The 22,029-nt window shown below is 65.4% G+C and carries 10 protein-coding genes; 9 read left to right on the top strand and 1 reads right to left on the bottom strand.

Going from position 1 to position 22,029, the window contains the following annotated elements:
• Positions 1–110: 110 nt before the first annotated feature.
• Positions 111–914, bottom strand: a complete 804-nt coding sequence (locus AC51GT_RS14300) for an S-methyl-5'-thioadenosine phosphorylase (protein ID WP_496329196.1) — start codon at positions 912–914, stop codon at positions 111–113.
• A 66-nt stretch (positions 915–980) separates the two neighbouring features.
• Between AC51GT_RS14300 and AC51GT_RS14305 the strand changes: the two genes are divergently transcribed.
• The 9 genes from AC51GT_RS14305 (at position 981) to AC51GT_RS14345 (ending at position 22,025) form a co-directional block, all read left to right on the top strand.
• Entirely contained in the window at positions 981–1,859 is an 879-nt protein-coding gene (locus tag AC51GT_RS14305; RefSeq protein WP_496322672.1) for a siderophore-interacting protein, read from the top strand.
• Between the two features lie 199 nt (positions 1,860–2,058).
• Positions 2,059–3,837, top strand: coding sequence for an ABC transporter ATP-binding protein (locus AC51GT_RS14310; RefSeq protein ID WP_496329197.1), 1,779 nt, complete (start codon positions 2,059–2,061; stop codon positions 3,835–3,837).
• On the top strand, positions 3,834–5,627 hold the full coding sequence (locus tag AC51GT_RS14315; protein WP_496329198.1) for an ABC transporter ATP-binding protein: 1,794 nt from the start codon (positions 3,834–3,836) through the stop codon (positions 5,625–5,627). Before AC51GT_RS14310 ends, AC51GT_RS14315 begins: the two co-directional genes overlap by 4 nt.
• 240 nt (positions 5,628–5,867) lie before the next feature.
• Complete coding sequence (locus tag AC51GT_RS14320) at positions 5,868–7,169, top strand: lysine N(6)-hydroxylase/L-ornithine N(5)-oxygenase family protein (protein ID WP_496329355.1); 1,302 nt, start codon at positions 5,868–5,870, stop codon at positions 7,167–7,169.
• Positions 7,150–7,404, top strand: coding sequence for an MbtH family protein (locus AC51GT_RS14325; protein WP_496322676.1), 255 nt, complete (start codon positions 7,150–7,152; stop codon positions 7,402–7,404). The genes AC51GT_RS14320 and AC51GT_RS14325 overlap by 20 nt, the downstream gene beginning before the upstream one ends.
• Positions 7,404–7,811: an aspartate 1-decarboxylase gene (gene panD / locus AC51GT_RS14330; RefSeq protein ID WP_496322677.1), complete on the top strand. Its 408-nt coding sequence runs from the start codon at positions 7,404–7,406 to the stop codon at positions 7,809–7,811. Before AC51GT_RS14325 ends, panD begins: the two co-directional genes overlap by 1 nt.
• A 69-nt stretch (positions 7,812–7,880) precedes the next feature.
• Positions 7,881–8,825 carry a methionyl-tRNA formyltransferase gene (locus AC51GT_RS14335; RefSeq protein WP_496329199.1) on the top strand — a complete coding sequence of 315 codons (945 nt, stop codon included), beginning with the start codon at positions 7,881–7,883 and terminating at the stop codon, positions 8,823–8,825.
• Positions 8,826–8,958: 133 nt separating this feature from the next.
• The gene (locus tag AC51GT_RS14340) at positions 8,959–9,969 is read left to right on the top strand and encodes an ABC transporter substrate-binding protein (protein WP_496322679.1); all 1,011 of its coding nucleotides are present in this window, start codon (positions 8,959–8,961) and stop codon (positions 9,967–9,969) included.
• 176 nt (positions 9,970–10,145) lie between these two features.
• Entirely contained in the window at positions 10,146–22,025 is an 11,880-nt protein-coding gene (locus tag AC51GT_RS14345) for an amino acid adenylation domain-containing protein (RefSeq protein WP_496329200.1), read from the top strand.
• Positions 22,026–22,029: the final 4 nt, after the last annotated feature.

Here is a 22,029-nt window from a genome sequence, read left to right on the forward strand (position 1 = left end):
TAACGCCTCACAGAACCTCGGCGATGAACCTGATGACTCCGGTTGAGCTACATGACCCCCGACCCTGTAGCTCAACCGGTGTCGTTGTATCCGGGCCCGTTCGGCCCGGGTCAGGAGATCGGGTTCATCACGGACGCGATCTCGTGTTCGCCTTGCGCGCAATGGCATTCGGACTGTCGGGCGGCCTCGCGGATCGCTGTGGTCAACACATCGCGCATCAGGCTCAGGCCTTCTTGGAACACGGCGAACACCTGTGAGGCCATCACTCCCTCGCCGGCCACCAGACCGGCGTCGGTGTCGGTGACCAAGGCGACCGAGGCGTAACACATCTTCAGTTCCCGGGCCAGCACGGCTTCGGGCTGACCGGTCATGTTGATCAGGGTGAACCCCTGGCCCGCATACGCCCGGCTTTCGGCGCGGGTCGAGAACCGTGGCCCCTGGACCACCACCATCGTGCCGTCGACGACGGCTTCGGGCGCGGCGGTGGACAACACCCTCCGCAAGGTGGGGCAGTAGGGGTCGGCGAACGCGACGTGGACGGCCGGTCCGTCGAAGAAGGTCTGGGCCCGGCCGGAGGTGCGGTCCACGAGTTGATCGGGGATCACCATGGTCCCGGGCTCGAGGTCTGGGTTGAGCCCGCCGACCGCGCAGGGCGCGAAGATCCGGCGTACACCGACCGACCGCAGGGCCCAGGCGTTGGCCCGATAGGGAACGGTGTGCGGTGCATATTCGTGGGACAGCCCGTGCCTGGGAAGAAATGCGACCGGCACGCCGTCGACGTCGCCGATGGTGATCGCGGCACTCGGGTCGCCATACGGGGTGTCGACGATGACCTGCCGCGCGCCGGGTTCGAAGAACGAATAGAAGCCGGATCCGCCGATGATCCCGATACGTGGCTCAGTGTCTGCGCTCATGGATTCAGCCTGCCTCAGCCGATCAACCCTGTCGAAACGTGTATCGCTTAGGCTAGCCTTCCTCCCATGGGTTTTTCACGTGCAAAAGTGGTCGAGGTCGCGGAGCTGAATCCGCGTTTGCGGAGGATCCGACTGGAGGTTCCCGACCTCGCCGACATTGCACTGCCCGAGCTCGCCGACGAGGTCGTCGGCATCTATTTCCCGGTCGACGGCCAGGACTCGCCACCCGACATGGAGTGCCGGGACGGGATCTGGGGCTACTACGACGTCGATCCGGTGCCCGAGGGCCGTAACTACACGGTTCGTGGCATCGAGCCCGGCACCAACGTGATGACCGTCGATTTTGTTGTCCACGACCACGGCGTCGCCACGATGTGGGCGCAGCGCGCGAAGGTCGGCGACGAGGTGGCGATGTCTCACGGACGTGGGTGGTACCGCCCCGAACCCACCACCGACTGGCAGTTGCTGGTTGCCGACCTGGCCGGATTGCCCGCGCTGGCGCGAATCATCGAAGAGCTGCCCGAGGGAGCGCGCGCCACGGCGATCGTGGAAGTTGTCGACGAAAGCGACCTCGACTACCTGCCCTCGCGAGATGGCGTCGAGCTCATCTCACTGGTGGGCAGTGGCAACGGAAATGGGGACAGCCGCCTCGACGTCGCGGTCGAGGAGTTCGAGCATCCCGAAGGCCGCGGCTATTGCTGGTTCGCCGCCGAGGCGAAGGCGTCGCGTGCGGTGCGCAAACATCTGCGCCGCCAGTTCGGCTGGAAGACCGAGCAGTGCGACATCATCGGGTACTGGCGTTTCGACGGTGAGAAGTGGGCGCGCAAGTTCTCCGAACAGGGCGCGCAGGCGCTCGAGGTGTACACGAAGGCGCTCGCCGAGGGGAAGAGCCCGAAGGTCGCCAACGAAATTTACGACGATGCGCTCGAGCGGGTCGGGTTGTAGCAGGCACGTTCTGCCCGCGCCCGGGACGATTGTGCGCCCCGGGGTGGTACTAGGGTGTCGCCACGAGTGCAGATCGGGCATCTGACGGGGTGCGGGCGACTCACCAGCGCAGATATCCGATCTGCGAAATGACTGATCTGCGAAATGACTGATCTGCGCGACGACTGATCTGCGCGACGACTAGGGCCGGAGGCTTCGGGTGGATTCTGACAGGTACGACCCCGGTACCAGGTTGCCGGTGTTCCTGGTTCCACCCGCGGAACCGGTTCGTGGCAAAGAGATTCGGGTCGACGCCGACACGACGCCGCGGCGGTTTGCCCTCCGCACGATCTTCGGTGCGGGTAAGTACACGATCCCGGCCGCGATCCTGATGGTCGGCCATTTTGTCGGCGAGGCGCTTGTCCCGGTGATCATGGGTATCGCCATCGACCGGGCGGTGGCCACCGGCGACGTCGGATCGCTGGTGATCTGGCTGATCGCTTTGGCCGCCGACTTCGTCCTGTTGTCGTATACCTGGCGCTTCGGTGAACGGCTCGCCGTCTATGGGCAGACGATGGTCGAGCACCAGTTCCGGATGCGCGTGACCGATCGGATCCTGAACCCGATGGGGATGGCGGGCCCGGCCCGTCTGCCGGGTGTGTCACTCAACATCGCGACCTCCGACGTCAACCGGTTGTCGATGGCGGTCTTCATCGCGGTGTTCCCGATCGGTGAGATGGCCGCGGTGTTGGTGGCCGGCGGCGTACTCCTGTTCATCTCGTGGCCGCTGGGCCTGGCGATCCTGGTCGGAACCCCGGTGCTGCTCTGGATTCTCGATCTCACCGGAGGCCCGCTGCGGGCGCGGACCGAGCAGGAACAGGAGGTGTCCGGGGAGGCGGCAGGCACCGCCACCGATCTGGTGGCAGGCCTGCGCATCGTGAAGGGTCTCGGTGCCGAAGCCGAGGCCGGACGCCGCTACCGGGCGGCCAGCTCGCGGGCCCGCGACGCCGCCATTCGCGCCGGGCGCACGCAGGGTGCGTATACCGGTGTGATGCAGATGATTTCGGCCCTCTTCGTGGTGGGCGTGTGCATCGCGGCGGGGCTGATGGCGCTCGACGGGAAGGTGAGTCTGGGTGAACTGATCACCGTGGTCGGGCTCACCCAGTTCATGATGGGGCCGTTGAACAACTTGGGCACCAACTTCGGCCGGGTCTGGAACAGTGCGGTTCCGTGTGCAAAACGGGTGCTGTCCGTGTTGCAGGCGGATCCGGCGACGAGGACCGGCGACGTCCGAGATGCTGTCGGGGCGTTGTCGTTCCACCATGTCACGATCGGTCCGGTCGAGGATCTCGACCTGACGCTGCCCACCGACGGTGTGGTCGTTGTCGTCTGTCCCCCCGAGGTCACCGAGGCCATCAGTTCGGTGCTGTCCAGGAGGGCCCATCCCGATTCCGGGCAGGTGACGGTCGGCGACATCGATCTGTTCGATCTGCACGGCGAGGTGACCGGCGAGCTGATCCGGACCGTGCCGCACGCCCCGGACCTGTTCGAGGGCACGGTGCTGGAGAACATCGGTGCCGGGGTGCCCGAAGGGCCCGATCGTGATTCGCGGATCACCAGAGCGATTTTCGCGGCCGCCTGCGACGATGTCGCGGACGTACTGCCGAATGGCTTGGAGACCCCGGTCGGTGAGGCCGGCCGGATGTTGTCGGGTGGTCAACGTCAGCGGGTGAGTCTGGCCCGGGCGCTGGCCGCGGATTCGGCGATCCTGGTGCTCAACGATCCGACCACCGCGGTCGATTCGGTCACCGAAGCGACCGTTGTCTCCCGCCTGCATCAGGCGCGGGCCGGCCGGACGACCGTGGTGTTCACCAATTCGCCTGCGTTGCTCGAGATTTCCGATCAGGTGGTCATCATCGAAGGCGGGCGACTGATTTACCAGGGTGCCCTGGCGGACGCCGAGTCGATGCTCGCCGGAACGCTCGGGGGTGGCCGGTGAGTACCCCGATGTCGAACTCGAAACTCATGGTCACCGATTTTTCGTTGACGATGCGGTATCTGCGGACGCAATTGCGTAGGCACACCGCGCAACTGTTGCTGCTTGCGGTGGTCATGACCCTGGCCGCCGGTCTGGGTCTGGTCACCCCGCGTTCGCTGGGCACGATCATCGACATCGTGAACGGCGACAGCGGCAATGGCGATGCCGCCGAGATCTGGCGGCTGGCCGCCGTCATGGCGGCCTCCGCGGTCGGTGCCGCGATCTTCGCGGCCCTCGGAGTCGTGTTGTCGGCCAGGATATTCGAGGCGATCCTCGCCGACCTGCGCGAGGAGATGATCGCGGCGTCACTGACGTTGAAGCTGTCGCGGATCGAGGGCGCAGGCAGCGGTGACCTGGTGTCGCGGGCAACGGCGGATGTCAGCACCGTGAGTGAGGCGATCAGCAAAGCCGTGCCCGCGGTACTGACCGCGGTCTTCACCATCGGTGTCACATTTGTCGGATTGGCCGCCCTCGACTGGCGATTCCTGATCGTGATCCTGTTGGTGATCCCGGTGTACGTCAACGGGATCCGGATGTATCTGCGGCACGCCCCCGTGCTCTATGCGGCGCAGCGCGAGGCCACCGCGGACCGGGCGCATCACGTGCTCGGTGCGATCCAGGGGCTCGAATCAGTGCACGCATTCCGGTTGTCGGCTCTGCTGAACCGGCGGATCGATCGGCACTCGTGGGAAGTGGTCCGCTGGTCGATCCGGGCGAGTGTGCTCTTCAGTCGCCTGGGTGTCCGGGTGAACACCGGCGAATTCGTCGGCATGACAACCATTTTGATCGTGGGATTCTTCCTGGTCGACGGGAACTCCCTGACCATCGGCGCGGTCACCGCGGCGATGTTGTTCTTCCTGCTGCTCTTCGACCCGATCGGCATGCTGCTGTTCGTTGTCGATGACCTGCAGTCCGGCGCGGCAGCGCTGGGCCGGATCGTCGGAGTGATCGAAGAATCGAAATCGGTGCCGGACCCCATCGCGCCGGGCGCGCCGAAACCATCGGCACCGCTGCTCGAACTGGAGGGCATCAGTCACGGCTATTCGGCCGAACACGAGGTGTTGCACGACATCTCACTGACCCTCGTCGACGGCGAACACGTCGCGGTGGTGGGACCATCCGGTGCCGGAAAGACCACCTTGGCGACGATCGTGGCCGGTGTCCATCGGCCGACGGTCGGCCGGGTCCGGCTGGCGGGTGTGGACATCGCGTCGGTGGAACCCTCGGAACTGTCCCGTTCGATCGCCCTTGTCACGCAGGAAGTCCATGTCTTCGCAGGCACACTGGCAGCCGATCTGCGGATGGCTGCGCCCGAGGCCACCGACGAGGACCTGTCCGCCGCACTCGAACTCGTCGGCGCCGGTGGGTGGGTGCGCAACCTGCCCGACGGTATCCGGACGGAGGTGGGTTCGGAAGGACACCAGCTCACACCGATGCAGTCACAGCAACTCGCGCTCGCGCGGCTCGTACTGCTCGATCCCAAGGTTGCGATACTCGATGAGGCGACCGCCGACGCGGGCAGTGTCGGTGCCGGGGTACTCGAGGAGTCGGCGCAGGCCGCCCTGAAGGGCCGGACCGCGTTGATCGTCGCGCATCGGTTGAGCCAGGCCGCCCGCGCCGACCGGATCGTGTTCATGGAGCGTGGCCGGATCGTGGAGGTGGGTACGCATGCAGATCTGGTGGCGCGGGGAGGTCGCTACTGCGAGCTCTGGAACGCCTGGTCGCGGGGACGTGGGGTGTCGAGCAAATAGTTGCGGATCAGGCCGGTCGATATAAAGCCTATATAAATCTGAGTTACCCTGGGTAGAAATATCAGGCTAGGCTAACTGTGTATTTCTGGTGGTCGATACGGCCCCTGCAGATCGATCAGCAGACGCCACAGGTAGGAGAGTGCTCATGGTCCACGACGTGCGCAACAGATGCACCGGTACCCGACGGGATCCGGCGAGCCGGGAGCAGACGCCGGCCGCACGGGGATCGGCGGCCAATTCATGAACGCCGAGTTCGACGTCGTGGGCGTGGGTTTCGGTCCTTCGAATCTCGCCCTGGCGGTTGCACTCGAGGAGCACAACCGTGATTGCGATCCCGCCGACCGGATCACCTCGTGCTTTGTCGAGAAGCAGAGCCGATTCGGATGGCACCGGGGGATGTTGTTGCCGGGGACCACGATGCAGATCTCGTTCCTCAAGGACCTGGTCACGCAGCGGGACGCCACGAGTCGATATTCCTTCCTCAACTATTTGTCCCAGCGCGACCGGTTGACGCATTTCATCAACCAGCAGAGCTTCTTTCCCACCCGGATCGAATTCCACGACTACCTCGAATGGGCGGCGGAGCAGGTGGATGAACTGGTTCTGTACGGCGCCGAGGTGACGGGTGTGCGCCAGGTCGCAGGCGCGTTCGAGGTGTGCATCAGTGGGCGCGCGCCGGTCACCGCACGCAACGTGGTGGTCGCGGGCGGCCTGCGGGCCAAGCTCCCGGACGGTGTCGCCTCGAGTGCTCGGGTATTCCACAATCATCGACTGCTGGATCACCTGCGCGTCCTGCCGACGCCCACACACCACCGGTTCGTGGTTGTCGGGGCCGGGCAGAGTTCGGCGGAAGTTGCCGCTTACCTGCATGATGCGTATCCGGAGGCAGAAGTTCACGCCGTCTTCGGAAAGTACGGCTACACGCCGGCCGACGACAGCCCCTACGCCAATCGCATCTTCGATCCGGAGGCGGTGGTCGAATTCCACAGCGCTTCGGTCGAACTCCGTCAGCAGCTGCTCGACTATCACCGGGCCACCAACTACTCCGCGGTGGATCTGCCACTGATCGAAGAGCTCTACCGGCGAGAGTATTCCGAGCGGGTCTCCGATAGCCGCCGACTGTTTGTGCACGGGGCATCCGAGATCGCCGACGTGTCGGACTACGGAGACGGCGTCACCGTCCGGATCGGTCACCGGACGACCCGGGATCACACCGAAATCGATTGTGATGCGATAATATTCGCGACCGGATTTCAGCCGGTGGCCCTTGCGGAGCTGCTCGGTCCGCTGGCGGATGAATGTCAGGTCGACGAGCAGGGCAGGCCGCTCATCGATCGCGAGTACCGCATCGTGACCAATGATGGGGTCGAAGGCGACATCTACCTCCAGGGCAATACCGAACACACGCACGGACTGACATCGACCCTGCTCTCGAATCTTGCTGTGCGAGCGGGCGAATTGGTGAACTCACTGGCCGGCAGACCGCGTGTCGGTGATATGGACACGGAAGGAGTGCCCACTCTTGTCGACAAATCCTTTTGATGACGAAGACGGAACGTTCTATGTGGTGGTGAACGGCGAAGAGCAGTATTCGTTGTGGCCGACTTTTGCGACGGTGCCGCCGGGCTGGACAATAGTGCACGGAAGTGATGGGTCGACGTCGAGGCAGTCGTGTCTCGATCACGTCGAACAGCAATGGACCGATATGCGACCGAAGAGCCTTCGGGACGCCATGGACCTCGCGCCCGCGCAGGTCGCATCGAGTCCGGGGAATTGATGTTGCGCACTCTGGTGAACGGAAAAATCCACCGCGCCACCGTCACCCAGGCCGATCTGCATTACGTCGGATCCGTCACCATCGACGAAACCCTTTTGAAGGCGGCGGATCTCGTCGAGGGCGAGAAGGTCACCATCGTCGATATCACCAACGGGTCACGGTTGGAGACGTATGTCATCACCGGCGCCGCCGGCAGTGGGGTCATCTGTATCAACGGTGCCGCGGCCCATCTGGTGGACCCGGGTGATCTGGTGATCATCATGTCCTATGTCCAGCTCGACGAGGCCGAGGTACTGGTGCACGAGACCAAGGTGGTCCACGTCGACGGGAACAACTCGATCGTGGCCCTGGGAAATGATGTGGCGCAGCCGGTTCCGGGTGCGGTTGATCAGATCTCGTCGCGGTGAGACAGTAATACCCGCGGTGAACCCCGTCCGGTGTCGAAGTGACCGGGCGAACTCTATGGAAGGTGAACGATGCGTGTCGTGATGTTCGGGTATCAGACGTGGGGGTACAGGACCCTCGAGGCGCTGATCGGATCCGATCACGAGGTCGCCCTGGTGGTGACCCACCCGGTGAGTGAGCAGCGGTACGAGTCGATCTGGGCCGATTCCGTGGAGGATCTGGCCCGGTCGAACGGGGTCGAGGTAGAACTCGCCACCCGGCCGACGGCGGAGTTGATCGACCGTGTGAAGCTCGCCGAACCCGACATCATCGTCGCCAACAACTGGCGAACCTGGTTGCCCAGGGAGCTGTTCGACCTCCCGCCACATGGCACCCTGAATCTCCATGATTCGTTGCTGCCGCGGTTCACCGGTTTTTCCCCGGTGATCTGGGCGATGATCAGCGGGGCATCCGAAACCGGGTTGACGGCACACCGGATGGACGACGATCTCGACACCGGAGATGTGCTGGTACAGAGGTCGGTTCCGATCGGGCCCACCGACACCGCGACCGAACTCGTCGGTGCCACGATCGATCTGATCCCCGAGGTGCTGCTCGATGCGCTCTCGCAGATCGAGTCCGGGACCGCGACGTGGACGCCACAGAACCTGGACGATCGGACATTCTTCCACAAGCGGTCCGAGCGTGACAGCCTGATCGATTGGTCCTGGCCGGCAGAGGATCTCGATCGGCTCGTCCGGGCATTGTCCGACCCCTACCCGAACGCGTACACGTTTGCGCGCGGTCAGCGCATCCGGATCACCAAGGCGCGGGTTTCGCGGGGAGTCTACGGGGGTACCCCCGGCCGGATCTTCATCAAGGAGGGTGACGGCATGGTGATCGTGGCCGGCCCGAACGCGCATCGGGGCCAGAACCATGGCCTGGTGCTCGAACGGGTTCGCACCGATGACGACGTCGAACACCACGCACTGGACTTCTTCCCGCACGGCGGCGGATACCTGTCCGGCGACGCATAGATCAACTCGCGGCGACCCCGCGTCGGCCATTTGAACCTATACAGAGAGTGCCTCAAAAGGTACTATCGCAAGGATCATCTGGATGGCGCAGGGCACGACTGGCTCTGCCTGCAAGTAAAGGAAGTCGCACAAAGTGAAATCCAATAGTCGAGCCACGGGAATGGCGGGCCGGGTGGCGATCCTGGCATTCGCCCTCATGCTCCCGGCCGCATGCTCGAGCGACTCCGATGCCGGTTCGTCTGATGAATCGGCCGTGACGGTCACGGGCGCGTACGGCGAGACCGTCGTCGAAGAGACGCCGCAGCGCGTGGTCGCGATGTCGGCCACCGATGCCGATTTCCTACTCTCCGTCGGCGTGACGCCGATCGCGATTCCGAGTATGCCGCAAACAGATGCGGCGACCAACGGGACGAGCATCTACCCCTGGGCAGAGGGTAAGTACCCGGCCGATACACCGAAGATCGCCGCCCCTTCCACTGATTTCAGCATCGAAGCCGTTGCGGCGCTCGACCCGGATCTCATTGTGGCGACCGGCTTCTGGGGCCTCGATGAGACGTCCTTCGCGGCGCTGTCCGAGATCGCTCCGGTGCTGCATTTCGACACCGAGGCCAACGCTGATCCGTGGCAGGACAACGTGCGCAAGATCGGCCAGGTCGTCGATCGCGCCGACGAGGCGGAGGCGAGCATCTCCTCCGCCGAGGCGGCGGTGGCGACTGCCAAGACCGACAACCCGGTGTTGGCGGGCAAGACATACAACGCGATCATCTCGCCGTCCGAAGATGGTGTGTACGTGTTGTGTTCGACCGACGACAACATGGCACGGGTGATGGCCGACCTCGGGCTCGTGCTCAGTGACTACGCGCAGACCGTCGAATGTGACGGCGGAAAGGGCGAGGTCTCCTGGGAGAACCTGCCCAATCTGGACGCCGATCTGCTGTGGGTGATCCCCGATACCCCCGATCAGGTGCAGGTCCTGGAGGCGCAGCCGCTGTGGCCGACGCTGACCGCCGTGACCAAGGGTGCGGTGGCCGTGGTGCCGAAGACCGAGGGTGTGCCGTTCGCACTCGCCTTCCCGTCGCCGCTCAGCCTTGAGTGGGGCGTGAACCAGCTGGCTCCGCAATTGGCAGCTGCTGCAAGCAAATAGGCGATTCGCGTCAGTGTGAATCGGCGGTGAGCCACCCCGGCCTGGCCGGGGTGGCTCACCGCGTTCTCGGGGCATCCGATCAACCGCCGCCACTTCATATAGCCTAAACTGATAGGCAAGTACGCGTGAGGTCGTGCAGATAGTCCGACCGGGGTGTCACGGAGGGTTCGGTTCACATGACTGACACGTTCGAAACAACCACTGCAGGCGTTGTCCCAGCGGCACCGGGCGGTGAATATGCCGGTGGCACTGTGGATCTGCTTGCCGACGCCGACATCGATGCCGGCTTCGGCCAACCTCCGATCCGCCTGTCGCTCGCGGTGACGGGCGTGCACGGACTTCCGGAACCCACTGTCGCATGGGCCGTTCGACGGTGGTTCAGTCACTACTCGGGCCTGCTGCGCGGGTCGGTGAACGGGCCGGCGCCCGCATACCGGGCGAGCACCGAGCGTGGCGATCTGAGCACCCCGTACCCCGGCGCCGTCGTCGATGCCACCTGCCTCGTCGACACCACCGGCGGTGTTTTGGAACTGATGATCGGCGTCACCACCAACGATCTCGACGAGGTCTGGATCTCCGGCGCCGCCGCCGTCATCCGCCGACTGGCCCACGACCGTCTCGAGAATCGTGAGAGCTCCGTTGCCCTCGGCGATGGGCGGGGCGTACTCGCGCAGTACCTTCTCGAAGCGGGGTCGCCAGAGCTGCTCGAACGTGATCATTGGTCCCAATTCACCACCGAGCTCGAGGAACTCGAGCCGGCGACCATTGCGAGCGACCGGGCCAACCGTGAGACCGGGTCCGCGCACGCGAATTGCCATCGGCTCCGAATCCATGCACCGGCGGCGGACTCCGGGACTTCTTCGAGGGTCGTGGCGGTCGGATCGGTGCTGCGGGCACTCGTGGATGTGCAGGCGCTCGAAGGTGATACCGCCGACGGCGTGCTCATCGACGTCGAGGAGCCGGCCCGAACGGATCGCTGGGCATTGATCCCGGGCCGGATCCGTCGTCGGTTCCCGCTCTTGATCCCGGACGAACTCATCGCCGCCGACTCCGATTCCGAGTACCTCGCAGGCCTGTCCGCCGTGGTGGACATCGATGGCCCGACCGCCGCGGATCACGGCGCGCTGCGATTCACGAATCCCTTGGCCGAAGGCATGTTCGACGATCTGGCCGAAGCCGACATCCTGGTCTCGATCCGCTTCGGTGACGCACTGCCCGCCTCGGATCACCGCGATGGCGAACAGACCGCGTTCGGTCGGTACGCGGTCGTGGTGACGGTCTGGATCGGTGCGACGGCGATCGACGGGCAACGACCGGTGGTCGTCGACGTGACGATTCGCCCCGATGCCCGGCCCGGTGCCGAGGATCTGGCCACGTCCGTGGCGGCCTCTCTGGGTGCCTGGGGTGCCGGACATCTCGATGACGTGGTCGGCCTGGGCTCTGTTCTTGCTGCCGATCCGGTGGCGGCGTCGCTGGTGTCCGTCGATGATGACACCAGCGCGCGTATCGAGGCATTGTTCGGAACGCCGCGAGATGTGTTGCCCGTCTCGGCACTTCAAGAGGGTCTCCTCTTTCACCTGCAGTCCGCGCAGGCGTCGCAGGCGAGCGACCTGTACGCATCGCAGTTCCATCTGACCATCGACGGTCATGTCGATGCGGACCGGATGCGGGATGCGGTGCGTGCGTTGTTGTTGCGTCACCCGAACCTGGCGGCAGGCTTTGTCACGCTCGGTCACCGCACGTTGTCGGTGGTCCCGTCCGTCATCGAGGTCCCCTTCCGTCGCCTGGGTCGCGACGTGTGGCGGAAGGACTTCGACACCGTTGCGCAGGTGTTCGAACGCGAACGCGCCCAGCCGTTCTCCGCCACCGAGCCGCCGTTGATCCGCTTCGTGCTGATCGAGGTCGCGCAGCGCAGTTCGGTACTGTGCGTCACCTTCGAGCACATCCTGGCCGACGGATGGTCCGCGGGCCTGATGATGGATACGCTCCTCGATCTGTACACCGACCCGTCGGGGAGGTCGCTGCCCGAGGCAGTCCCGTTCCGGACCTACCTGCAATGGTTGGCAGGCCGGGATCGGTCTGCGGCCCGCGACACCTGGGGTCGTCAACTGTCGGGATTCGACGAGCCGACCCTGCTATGCCCGGAGGCCGCGACGATCGCGGCGACGACGGCGATGGCCAGGGATCACCACGAAGACCTCTCCCGATCGCTCAGTGACGACATCCGGGTCGCTGCCGCGGCCACCGGCGTCACCGTGAGCACGTTCCTGCAGACGGCCTGGGGTATCACCCTGTCGCGGTTGGTCGGCAAGGACGATGTCGTCTTCGGCACCACCGTGTCCGGTCGACCCGCCGACCTCGAAGGTGCGGAATCAATTGTGGGGCTGCTGTTCAACACCGTTCCGGTGCGGTTGACGCTGCGTCCGGATCAGACGGTGGCCCAGGCGCTGACCGACCTTCACGCGCGCAACATGGACGTCCTCGAACACCCGTACATCGGGCTCGGTGACATGCAGGCGATGGTGGGTCTGCGAACCCTGTTCGACACCCTCTTCATCATCCAGAACCATCCGGGGCGTCGGGAGGGACAGTCCTACGGTCCGGACGGCGAGATGAGCGTCGCCGATGCCGCGCTGACCGACTCGACCCACTATCCGGTCTCCTTCGCGTTGTATCCCGGTGAGCAGATCCACGTGCGGTGCGCCTACCGCGGCGATCTGCTGACCGCCGAACAGGTTGCCGTACTGGTGGATCGACTGCGCGGTGTGCTGCTGGACATGTCGGCGAGTACCGCGTCGCCGGTCGGCAGAATCGCGGTGGCCACCGACGGCGAACTCGCGCTGGTCGCCTCCGATTGGAATGCGACCGCCCGCGAGATCGAACCCGTCACCGTTGCAGAGCTTTTCGATGCCGGTGTGGCCCGGACACCGGACGAGATCGCGCTGCGCTCGGATCGGATGTGCCTGACGTTTGCCGAACTCAGCACGCGGGTCCACCAATACGCCCGCGCGTTACGCGTCCGCGGTGTCGCCCCGGAATCCCGGGTGATCCTGATGCTTCCTCGGGACGAGCGGATGATCATCTCGATGTTCGCGACCTTTGCGGTCGGGGCGGCATACGTGCCTGTCGATTCGGACTACCCGGTCGACCGGATCGGATACATGATCGAGGCCGCCGCGCCGACCCTGGTCGTGACGACCACCGCTCTCGCGGCGCGGCTGGGATCGGTGGACTGTGCCGTCCTCGACCTCGACGATGCGGGTGTGATCAACGAACTCGGTGCCTACGCGCCCGGACCGCTGTCGGCCGAAGAACTCGGTACGCCGGTACATCTGGACAATCTCGCCTACATCATCTTCACCTCGGGCTCGACCGGTCGGCCCAAAGGTGTTGCCGTGCCGTACCGGGGCCTGACCAACATGTACTTCAACCACGCCGAGCGCATCTTCGATCGGGTTGTCGCAGGACAGGGCGGACGCCGGATGCGGATCGCCCACACCACCTCCTTCTCCTTCGACGCCTCGTGGGAGCAACTGTTCTGGCTGCTGGCCGGACACGAGGTGCACGTGATCGACGAGGACATGCGCCGGGATCCGGCCGCGTTGCTCGCCTACTACGACCGCGAGGCGATCGACGGATTCGACGTGACGCCGTCGTATGCGATGTATCTGATCGAGCAGGGACTGCTGGAGCGCGATCGTCCGCGTGGCCTGTCGGTGTCGCAGACCGCGGCCGGCGTCGTGTTCGTCTCGCTCGGCGGCGAGGCCGTACCGGATGTGCTCTGGACCGCACTACGGGAAGCGCCCGGGGTGGAGGGCTACAACCTCTACGGCCCAACCGAATACACCATAAACGCACTGGGCGCCGATGTCGCCGACAGCACCGTGTCCTCGGTGGGGAACCCGATCTTCAACACCCGTGCGCACATCCTGGACTCCGGACTCAATCCGGCCCTCCCCGGTGTTGCCGGCGAACTGTATCTCGCCGGCGCGGGAACCGCGCGTGGCTACTTCGAACAGCCGTCGATGACCGGTCACCGATTTGTCGCCTGCCCGTGGGGCGATGGTGAGCGGATGTACCGCACCGGCGACCTGGCGCGGTGGCGTGCCGACGGCAGCATCGAATACCTGGGCCGGGTCGATGACCAGGTGAAGATCCGGGGCTATCGCATCGAACTGGGGGAGATCGTCAACGTCCTGCTCGACGCACCGGGTGTCGGGCAGGCGACCGTGGTCGTCCGCGACGGTGCCGCCGGTCCGATCCTGGTCGCGTATGTGGTTGCTGCGGAGCATCATCGGCAGATCGACCCCGATGCTCTTCGCTCGCACGTCGCACAGAGACTGCCGGACTACATGGTCCCGTCGGCCTTCGGCGTGATCACCGAGATACCGCTGACCATCAACGGCAAGGTCGATACCAGGGCCCTTCCGGCAGTGGACACCGGCGAGGACGTCCACGTGGCACCGCGCACGGCGACCGAAGAGGTAGTCGCCGAGGTCATCGCCTCGATCCTGGATCTCGACCGGGTATCGGTGGACGACGACTTCTTCGCGCTGGGCGGTCATTCGCTGTTGGCGATGCGGGTGGTCTCGCGGGTCAACGCCGCATTGGATTCGGCGTTGTCGTTGCGAGAGGTGTTCGACAATCCGTCGGTGGCGGGCATTGCGGCGGTGGTGGATTCCGAGGCCACCGGTGCCGGGAGGCTCAAGGTGGCCGACGTGGCTCTCGCAGATGTGGTGCCGGCGTCGTACGGTCAGCAGGCACTCTGGTTGATCGGGCAGGTGACCGGTGCCGGCTCGGTGTACACGATCCCGGTGCTGCTCTCGGTCGGTCCCGACTTCGATCGGGCGGTGTGGGCTGCGGCGTTGACAGATGTGGTGATGCGGCAAGCAGCGTTGCGCACCTTGCTGGTCGACGTCGGTGACGGCGTCCTGGAACAGCACCCTGTTGCCGCGGACGAGGTCGACTCGTGGCTTGCCGTCGAGAACATCGACGTGACGGGCACCGTGGCCTCGGATGTGCCGGAGCGGGTGCAGACCTGGGTGCGGCAACCGATGGACGTGGGCCGCGATTTTCCGGTGCGGGCCGCTGTGTTCTCGGGTGGGTCCGATGGAATCGCCGCGGGTGCACCCACTGTCGCGGCGCTGGCGATACATCACGCGTTCATGGACGAGTGGTCGTTGCCGGTGTTGTTGCGCGACCTCGGTGTTGCGTACGCGGCGCGCAGCCGTGGACAGAATCCGGCATGGGAGCCGTTGGCGGTGTCGTACGGGCAGTACGCACTGTGGCAGCGGGAGTTGCTCGGTGACGGTGATGTGGCGGGTTCGGTTGCGGCGCAGCAGCTGGGCTATTGGGCCTCGCATCTGGCGGATGCGCCGGATCTGTCGATGGTGGCGACCGACCGGCCGCGGCCGGCGCTGGCGGCCTATGACGGATTCTCGGTGGAGTTCTCGGTTGATGATGCTGTGGCGCAGGGTCTCCGGGCGCTCGCGGCGTCGTCGGATGTGTCCATGTACATGCTGGTTCAGGCGGCTGTGGCGGTGACGATGAATGCCTTCGGTGCCGGCGACGACGTGGTGCTGGGATCGCCGGTGGGCGGCCGGGGCGACGAGGACCTCGACGATCTGGTCGGCTACTTCGTCAACACGTTGCCGATGCGTCATCGACTGGACGGCAACCCGGCCTTGGCCGAGGTACTCGATCGGGTACGTGAGGTCGTGCTCGGTGGCTTCGCGAATCAGGATGTGCCGTTCGACCAGATCGTGAAGTACTCCGGCGTGACGCGCAGCAGCGCACACAACCCCCTGTTCCAGACGTTGGTGACCTATCGCGCCGCGGGCGTGGTCGGATCGAGTGCGGATTCGCTGGCGGCAGCAGGATTCGGTCCTTATGCCGAGCGGGTCGAGATCGGCACGGTCAAGTGTGACCTCGACATCGACATCGCAGACGGGGCCGACGGACTGAGCGGTGTCATCGCCTGTGCGGCAGCGCTGTTCGACGAGTCGACCGGCAGGCGATTGGCCGACGGTCTGTCGCGAGTCCTGGCCGCATTCGCCGGAGACCTGACCCGTCGTCTCTCGGACGTCGCGGTATTGAGCCCATCGGACCTCGAACACATCGAACGCTGGTCGCAAGGTCAGGCTGTCCCCGCCGATCGTGAGTCGACGCTTGATGTGCTGGTGGCCGAGATGGTCCGAACCCAGCCCGACGTGATCGCGGTCCGCGGTGATGGAAGGCAGCTGTCCTACCGCGAGCTCGGTGCGGCCACAACGCGTCTGGCGCGGCGCCTGAACGCCGCTGGGATCACCCCCGAAGACCGGGTGGCGGTGTTCGTTCCACGATCGATCGAGATGGTGACGGGATTTGTCGGCGCACTGGTCGCCGGAGCGACCGTGGTGCCGGTGGATTCGTCGTATCCCACCGAACGTATCCGGATGATTCTGGACGACTGCCGTCCGGCGACGGTGTTGACCACATCCGCGGTGGCCGAGAGAATCTCGGCGATCGCCGGACGACTCGGCGCCGATGTGATCTGTCTGGATGAACTCGACCAGAGTTCGTCGGAGACCACCGGTCTGGACGACGGACCATCGGTGCTCGGCTCGTCCAACGCGGCGTACGTCATCTACACGTCCGGGTCCACCGGTCGGCCCAAGGGCGTCGTCGTCGACCATGCGGCGATCATCAACCTGATCCGGTGGCGGCAGTCGGAGTTCCCCCTCGCCGTGGGTGAGAGCGTGTTGCAGAAGACGTCGGTGGGATTCGATCCGGCCATCCCGGAGATCCTGTGGCCCTTGGTCGTCGGGGGCACTGTGGTCCTGGCCGACGATGGTGGGGACAAAGACCTGACCTATCTCGGGCGCGAACTGGACTCCGGCGACATCACCTTTGTCGAACTCGTCCCGTCGGTGATCGCCGCGATGATCGAACAGGGCATCGACCTGTCCGGATCCGGACTGAAATACCTGTCCGCCGGTGGTGAAGCGTTGTCTGGGGCCCTGCGTGAGCGCATCGCACAGGCCTGGGATGTACCGGTCTGGAACACCTATGGTCCGGCCGAGGCCGCGGTGGAGGTCACCAGCTTCGGCGGCGAGACCGACAGCCGGGGCGCGATCCCGATCGGCTCGCCCGTCTGGAACACCCATGTGCTGGTGCTCGACGACCTCCTGAGACCGGCGGCCCCAGGGGTGACGGGCGAACTCTACGTGGGTGGAACCCAATTGGCCCGCGGCTATCTGGATCGCCCCGACCTGACCGCCGGACGATTCATCGCCTCGCCGGTCGGTGCCGGCGGCGAGAGGCTCTATCGCACCGGTGATCTCGTGCGATGGAACGAAACCGGGGATCTGGTCTTTGTCGGCCGGGCCGACGATCAGGTGAAGATCAACGGGTCCCGGGTCGAACTCGGTGACGTCGAGGGCGCGCTCGGATCCATTGCCGGCGTCGCGAACTGCGCGGTGACCGTACTGGACTCGCCGATAGGTGTATCCCGCCTGATCGCATACGTGACCCCGGACGGGCCGCGAACGGTCGACGACCTCGACCCGTCGGCGATCCGGACCGCACTGTTCGATCAGATTCCGGCGCAGATGGTTCCGTCCGCGGTGATCGTGGTGCAGAGTTTGCCGCGCACCGCAAACGGCAAGCTCGATCACAGTGCGCTACCCGCACCGGAGGAGTCCGCGGGCACCGGGCGACCTCCCGAGACCCCCACCGAACAACTGATCGCCACCGCGTTCGCCGATGTGCTGGGTCTGGACCGGGTGTCGGCCGACGATGACTTCTTCGGCCTGGGCGGCCATTCGCTGTTGGCGATGCGGGTGGTGTCACGGATCAACGGCGCGCTCGGGTCGGCGTTGTCGCTGCGTGATGTGTTCGACCGCCCGTCGGTGGCAGGGCTTGCCGGCGTGGCAGATTCGGCTGCCATCGGCACGAGTCGGGTTCGGCTCGCCGATGTGGTCTGTGGCGAGGTCGTGCCGGCGTCCTTCGGTCAGGAAGCGCTGTGGCTGATCGGGCAGGTGACCGGTGCGGGCTCGGTGTACACGATCCCGGTGGTCCTTCGGGTTGGTGCTGATTTCGACGAGACCGCATGGTCGGCGGCACTGACCGATGTGCTGATCCGACAGGACGCGCTGCGAACCCTGCTCGTCGATTCCGGCGACGGTGTGTTGGTGCAGCGGGTTGTCCCCGCCGACGACCTCGGTTCATGGTTCGGCGTTGAACGGCCGGCTCTCTCGGCTGCTGCCGCCGGGGCCGCGAGGAGCGCGGTTCACTCGCGGGTCGAATCGTGGGTGCAGCACCCGGTCGACGTGGGCCGGGACTTCCCGGTGCGTGCGGCGGTGTTCACAGATGTCGGTGTGGGGGCCTCGGATGGTGCTCGCGCTGTGCTCGTCGCACTGGCGATCCACCATGTCGCGGTCGACGAGTGGTCGCTGCCGGTGTTGCTGGCAGACCTGGGTGTTGCCTACGCGGCCCGACGCGGCGGCCAGGCCCCGGTCTGGGATCGCCCGGTGGTGTCATACGGGCGGTACGCGGTCTGGCAGCGGGAGTTGTTGGGCGACTTCGAAAAGCCGGGCTCGATCGGTCATGGGCAGTTGGCACACTGGCGCGATCATCTCGCCGGTGCGCCGGAGGTATCGATGGTGGCGACCGACCGGCCGCGTCCGGTGGTCGCGGAGTTTGCTGGATTCGCGCTCGAATTCGATGTCGAAGACACTGTCACGCAGCGTCTTCGGGAGCTGTGCGCATCGTCGGACGTGTCGATGTACATGGTGGTCCAGGCCGCTGTCGCGGTGATGATGTTCAGATTCGGCGCCGGTGACGACGTGGTGCTGGGGTCGCCGGTGGGTGGTCGTGGTGACGAGGATCTGGACGAGTCGGTCGGCTATTTTGTCAACACTCTGCCGCTGCGTCACCGACTGGACGGGAACCCGACCCTGGCCGAGGTACTGGCCCGGGTCCGGGAGGTGGTCCTGAGTGGGTTCGCGAATCAGGATGTGCCGTTCGGACAGATCGTGCAAGACTCCGGCGTGCGGCGGAGCAGCGCCCACAACCCGCTGTTCCAGACCCTCGTGACATATCGGGTTGCCGGAGTACTCGACACGAGTGTGGAGTCACTGGTGGCAGCGGGCTTCTCGCCATTCGGAGAAAGGGTGGGGATCGGCGCGGTCAAGAGCGACCTCGAGGTCGACATCGGGGAGACCGGTGACAGCCTCGTCGGCACCATCTCATGCGCGTCCTCGTTGTTCGACGAGGTCACCGCACAACGGTTGGCCGATGGGATCCGTCAGGTGCTGGCGGCTTTTGCCGGCGATGTGGATCGGCGGCTGTCGGATGTGGCGGTGGTCGGTTCGGCAGAGCTGGCGCGCATCGACGGCTGGTCGTGCGGTGAGGTGGTACCCCTTGATCGCGATGTGACCGTGGACGTGCTGCTGGTCGAGGCCGCGCGGTCGCACGCCGCAGTACCTGCGATTCGCGGTGGTGGGAAGCAGTTGTCCTATGCGGAGTTCGATGGTGCGGTGAACCGGCTGGCCCGGTTCCTGCTGGCGTGGGGTGTGACACCCCAGGCCCGGGTGGCCGTACTGCTGCATCGCTCCGTGAAACTCCCCTCGGTGCTGAGCGGAATCGTGCGTGCCGGTGCGACATTCGTTCCGATCGACCCGTCGAATCCGGCGGACCGGATCGAATACGTCCTCACCCAGAGTGGTTCGACCATCGTGATCGTCGAATCCGCCACGCGCGCAGCGCTGGACGGGGTCGCGATCGGAGACGGCGTCACGGTCATCGACCTCGGCAATTCGGACGTGCAGGTGCAACTCGCACAGTTCGGTAGTACTGCGATCGAGGAGGGAGAGCGTCCTCGCCGGATCCTGGGATCCGATGCGGCCTACGTCATCTACACGTCGGGATCGACCGGCCGGCCCAAGGGCGTGGTGATCGAACACCACGGGTTTGTGAACTTCCTGCGGTGGAAGCAGCAGGTCACCGGTATCGAACCCGATGAACGGGTGCTGCAGAAGACACCCATCTCCTTCGACGCCTCACTCTGGGAGTTCTTCGTTCCGTTGATGATCGGCGCGACGGTGGTGATGGCGGATCCGGATGGACATCGGGACCCGGCCTACCTGGCGCGGATCATCGCCGAAGAACAACTGACGACCATCGAGTTCGTCCCGTCGATGCTCGACGCCCTCCTCGAATACGGCGTCGATGACGTCGACATGTCGAGTCTGCGGCGGATTTTCTGCGGTGGTGAGGCACTTTCGGTGGCCACCGCGTCGGCGGCATTGGCGAGGTTCGGTGACATCCTGTTCAACCTCTACGGCCCCACCGAGACCACGGTGGGGATCACCTCGCAGAAGGTCAGTTCGGCGTTGCTCGAATCCGGGGCCCGTTTCGGCGGTGGATTGCCGATCGGCGTGCCCGCCCACAATTCACAGGCGCTGGTGCTCGACCGGTACCTCTCGCCGGTCCCGGTCGGTGTGGTCGGCGAGTTGTACCTCGGCGGTCCGCAGCTGGCCCGTGGTTACCATGGCCGAGCGGACCTGACCGCCGACGCGTTTGTGGCGAGCCCGATACCCGGCGCCGCGGGGGAGCGGATCTACCGGACCGGGGACTTGGTGCGGTGGAACAAGTTCGGGTCCTTGGAGTACCTGGGACGGGTGGACGATCAGATCAAGATCCGCGGATTCCGGGTCGAGGTCGACGAGATCAGAACAGTCCTCGAACAGCATCGGGGTATACGGTCGGCGGCCGTGGTGGCGCGCGACCGGACCGGCGTCACCTCGTCGGACCGCTACCTGGCCGCCTATTACTGTGTCGAGGCGTCCGGCGGACCCGAGTTCGCCGCCGCTGATCCGGCGGCAATCGAACGCACACTGCGCGCACATCTGTCGGCCCGGCTGCCCGACTACATGGTGCCATCGGCATACGTCGCGCTGGAGGTCATCCCGGTCACCGTGAACGGCAAGCTCGATGTGAAAGCGCTGCCGGAGCCCGGCACTTCGAACGAAGTCGGCACGGCGCCGACCACGGACCTGGAAAGGGCTGTGGCACAGGTGGTGCAAGAGATCCTGGGTCTTGATCCGGACCAGACGCTCTGGCTCGAAGACGACTTCTTCCGGCTGGGTGGGCATTCGCTGCTGGCCGCGCGGCTGGTCACGCGGCTGAACCGGGATCTGGGGAGTTCGCTGACCATGCAGAGTGTGTTCTCCGCGCCGTCGGTCGGGGCGTTGGCGCAGGCGCTCGATCCTGATCGCGGCGCCGGATCGGACACCGATCCGGTGCTCCTGCGCCTGGCCGACACCGATACCGGGCAGCAACCGGTGATCGCCGTACATGCGAGCTCAGGTTTCGGGACCGTCTACTCGACGCTGACGCCGTACGTCGAATCCGGTAGAGGCCTTGTCGCGCTGCAGGATCCGTCCCACGCGGGTGATCAGCAGGATTTCGGGACCCTCGACGAGCTGGTCGACTTCTACACCGCATCGGTACTGGCGGCCGCACCCCATGGGCCGTACCACCTGGTCGGCTGGTCGTACGGAGGCCACATCGCATTCGGTATCGCGCGTGAGCTCGAGGCGATGGGCAAAGAGGTTGCAACCGTGACGATCCTGGACACACCGCCGGTGACCGGGGCCGGCGTGATCGTATGGGACGACGAGGAACGGGAACACGAGGTGCGGACCTCGTTCGCACGCTTCGCCGAACTGCCCGATGTCACCGGACTGTCCCGGGAACGGATCCAGGAACTCAACGCCGCAACCACCGGTCCGCTCTCGAACCTCGGTGACCGCGAAGCATTTGCATTCATGGACTCGTTCGAGCGGTGCCTGCGGCTGATGGAGGCCCGGCCGACCAGGGGCGCACTCGGGGCCCGCGGTCTGCTTGTCCTGGGCCGGGAGCACGCCGACTCGGTGGGTCGGACCACAGAGCAGTGGCGCCGGCACTTCCACAACGGCGTCGAGGTCCGCTGTGTGGATGTCGACCACGAGGACATGGTCTCTGCCGCAGGTGTCTGCGAATGGGCGCCGTGGTGGGCGCAGCACCTTCGCTGAACTC

The organism is Williamsia sp. z34, from assembly GCF_059553395.1.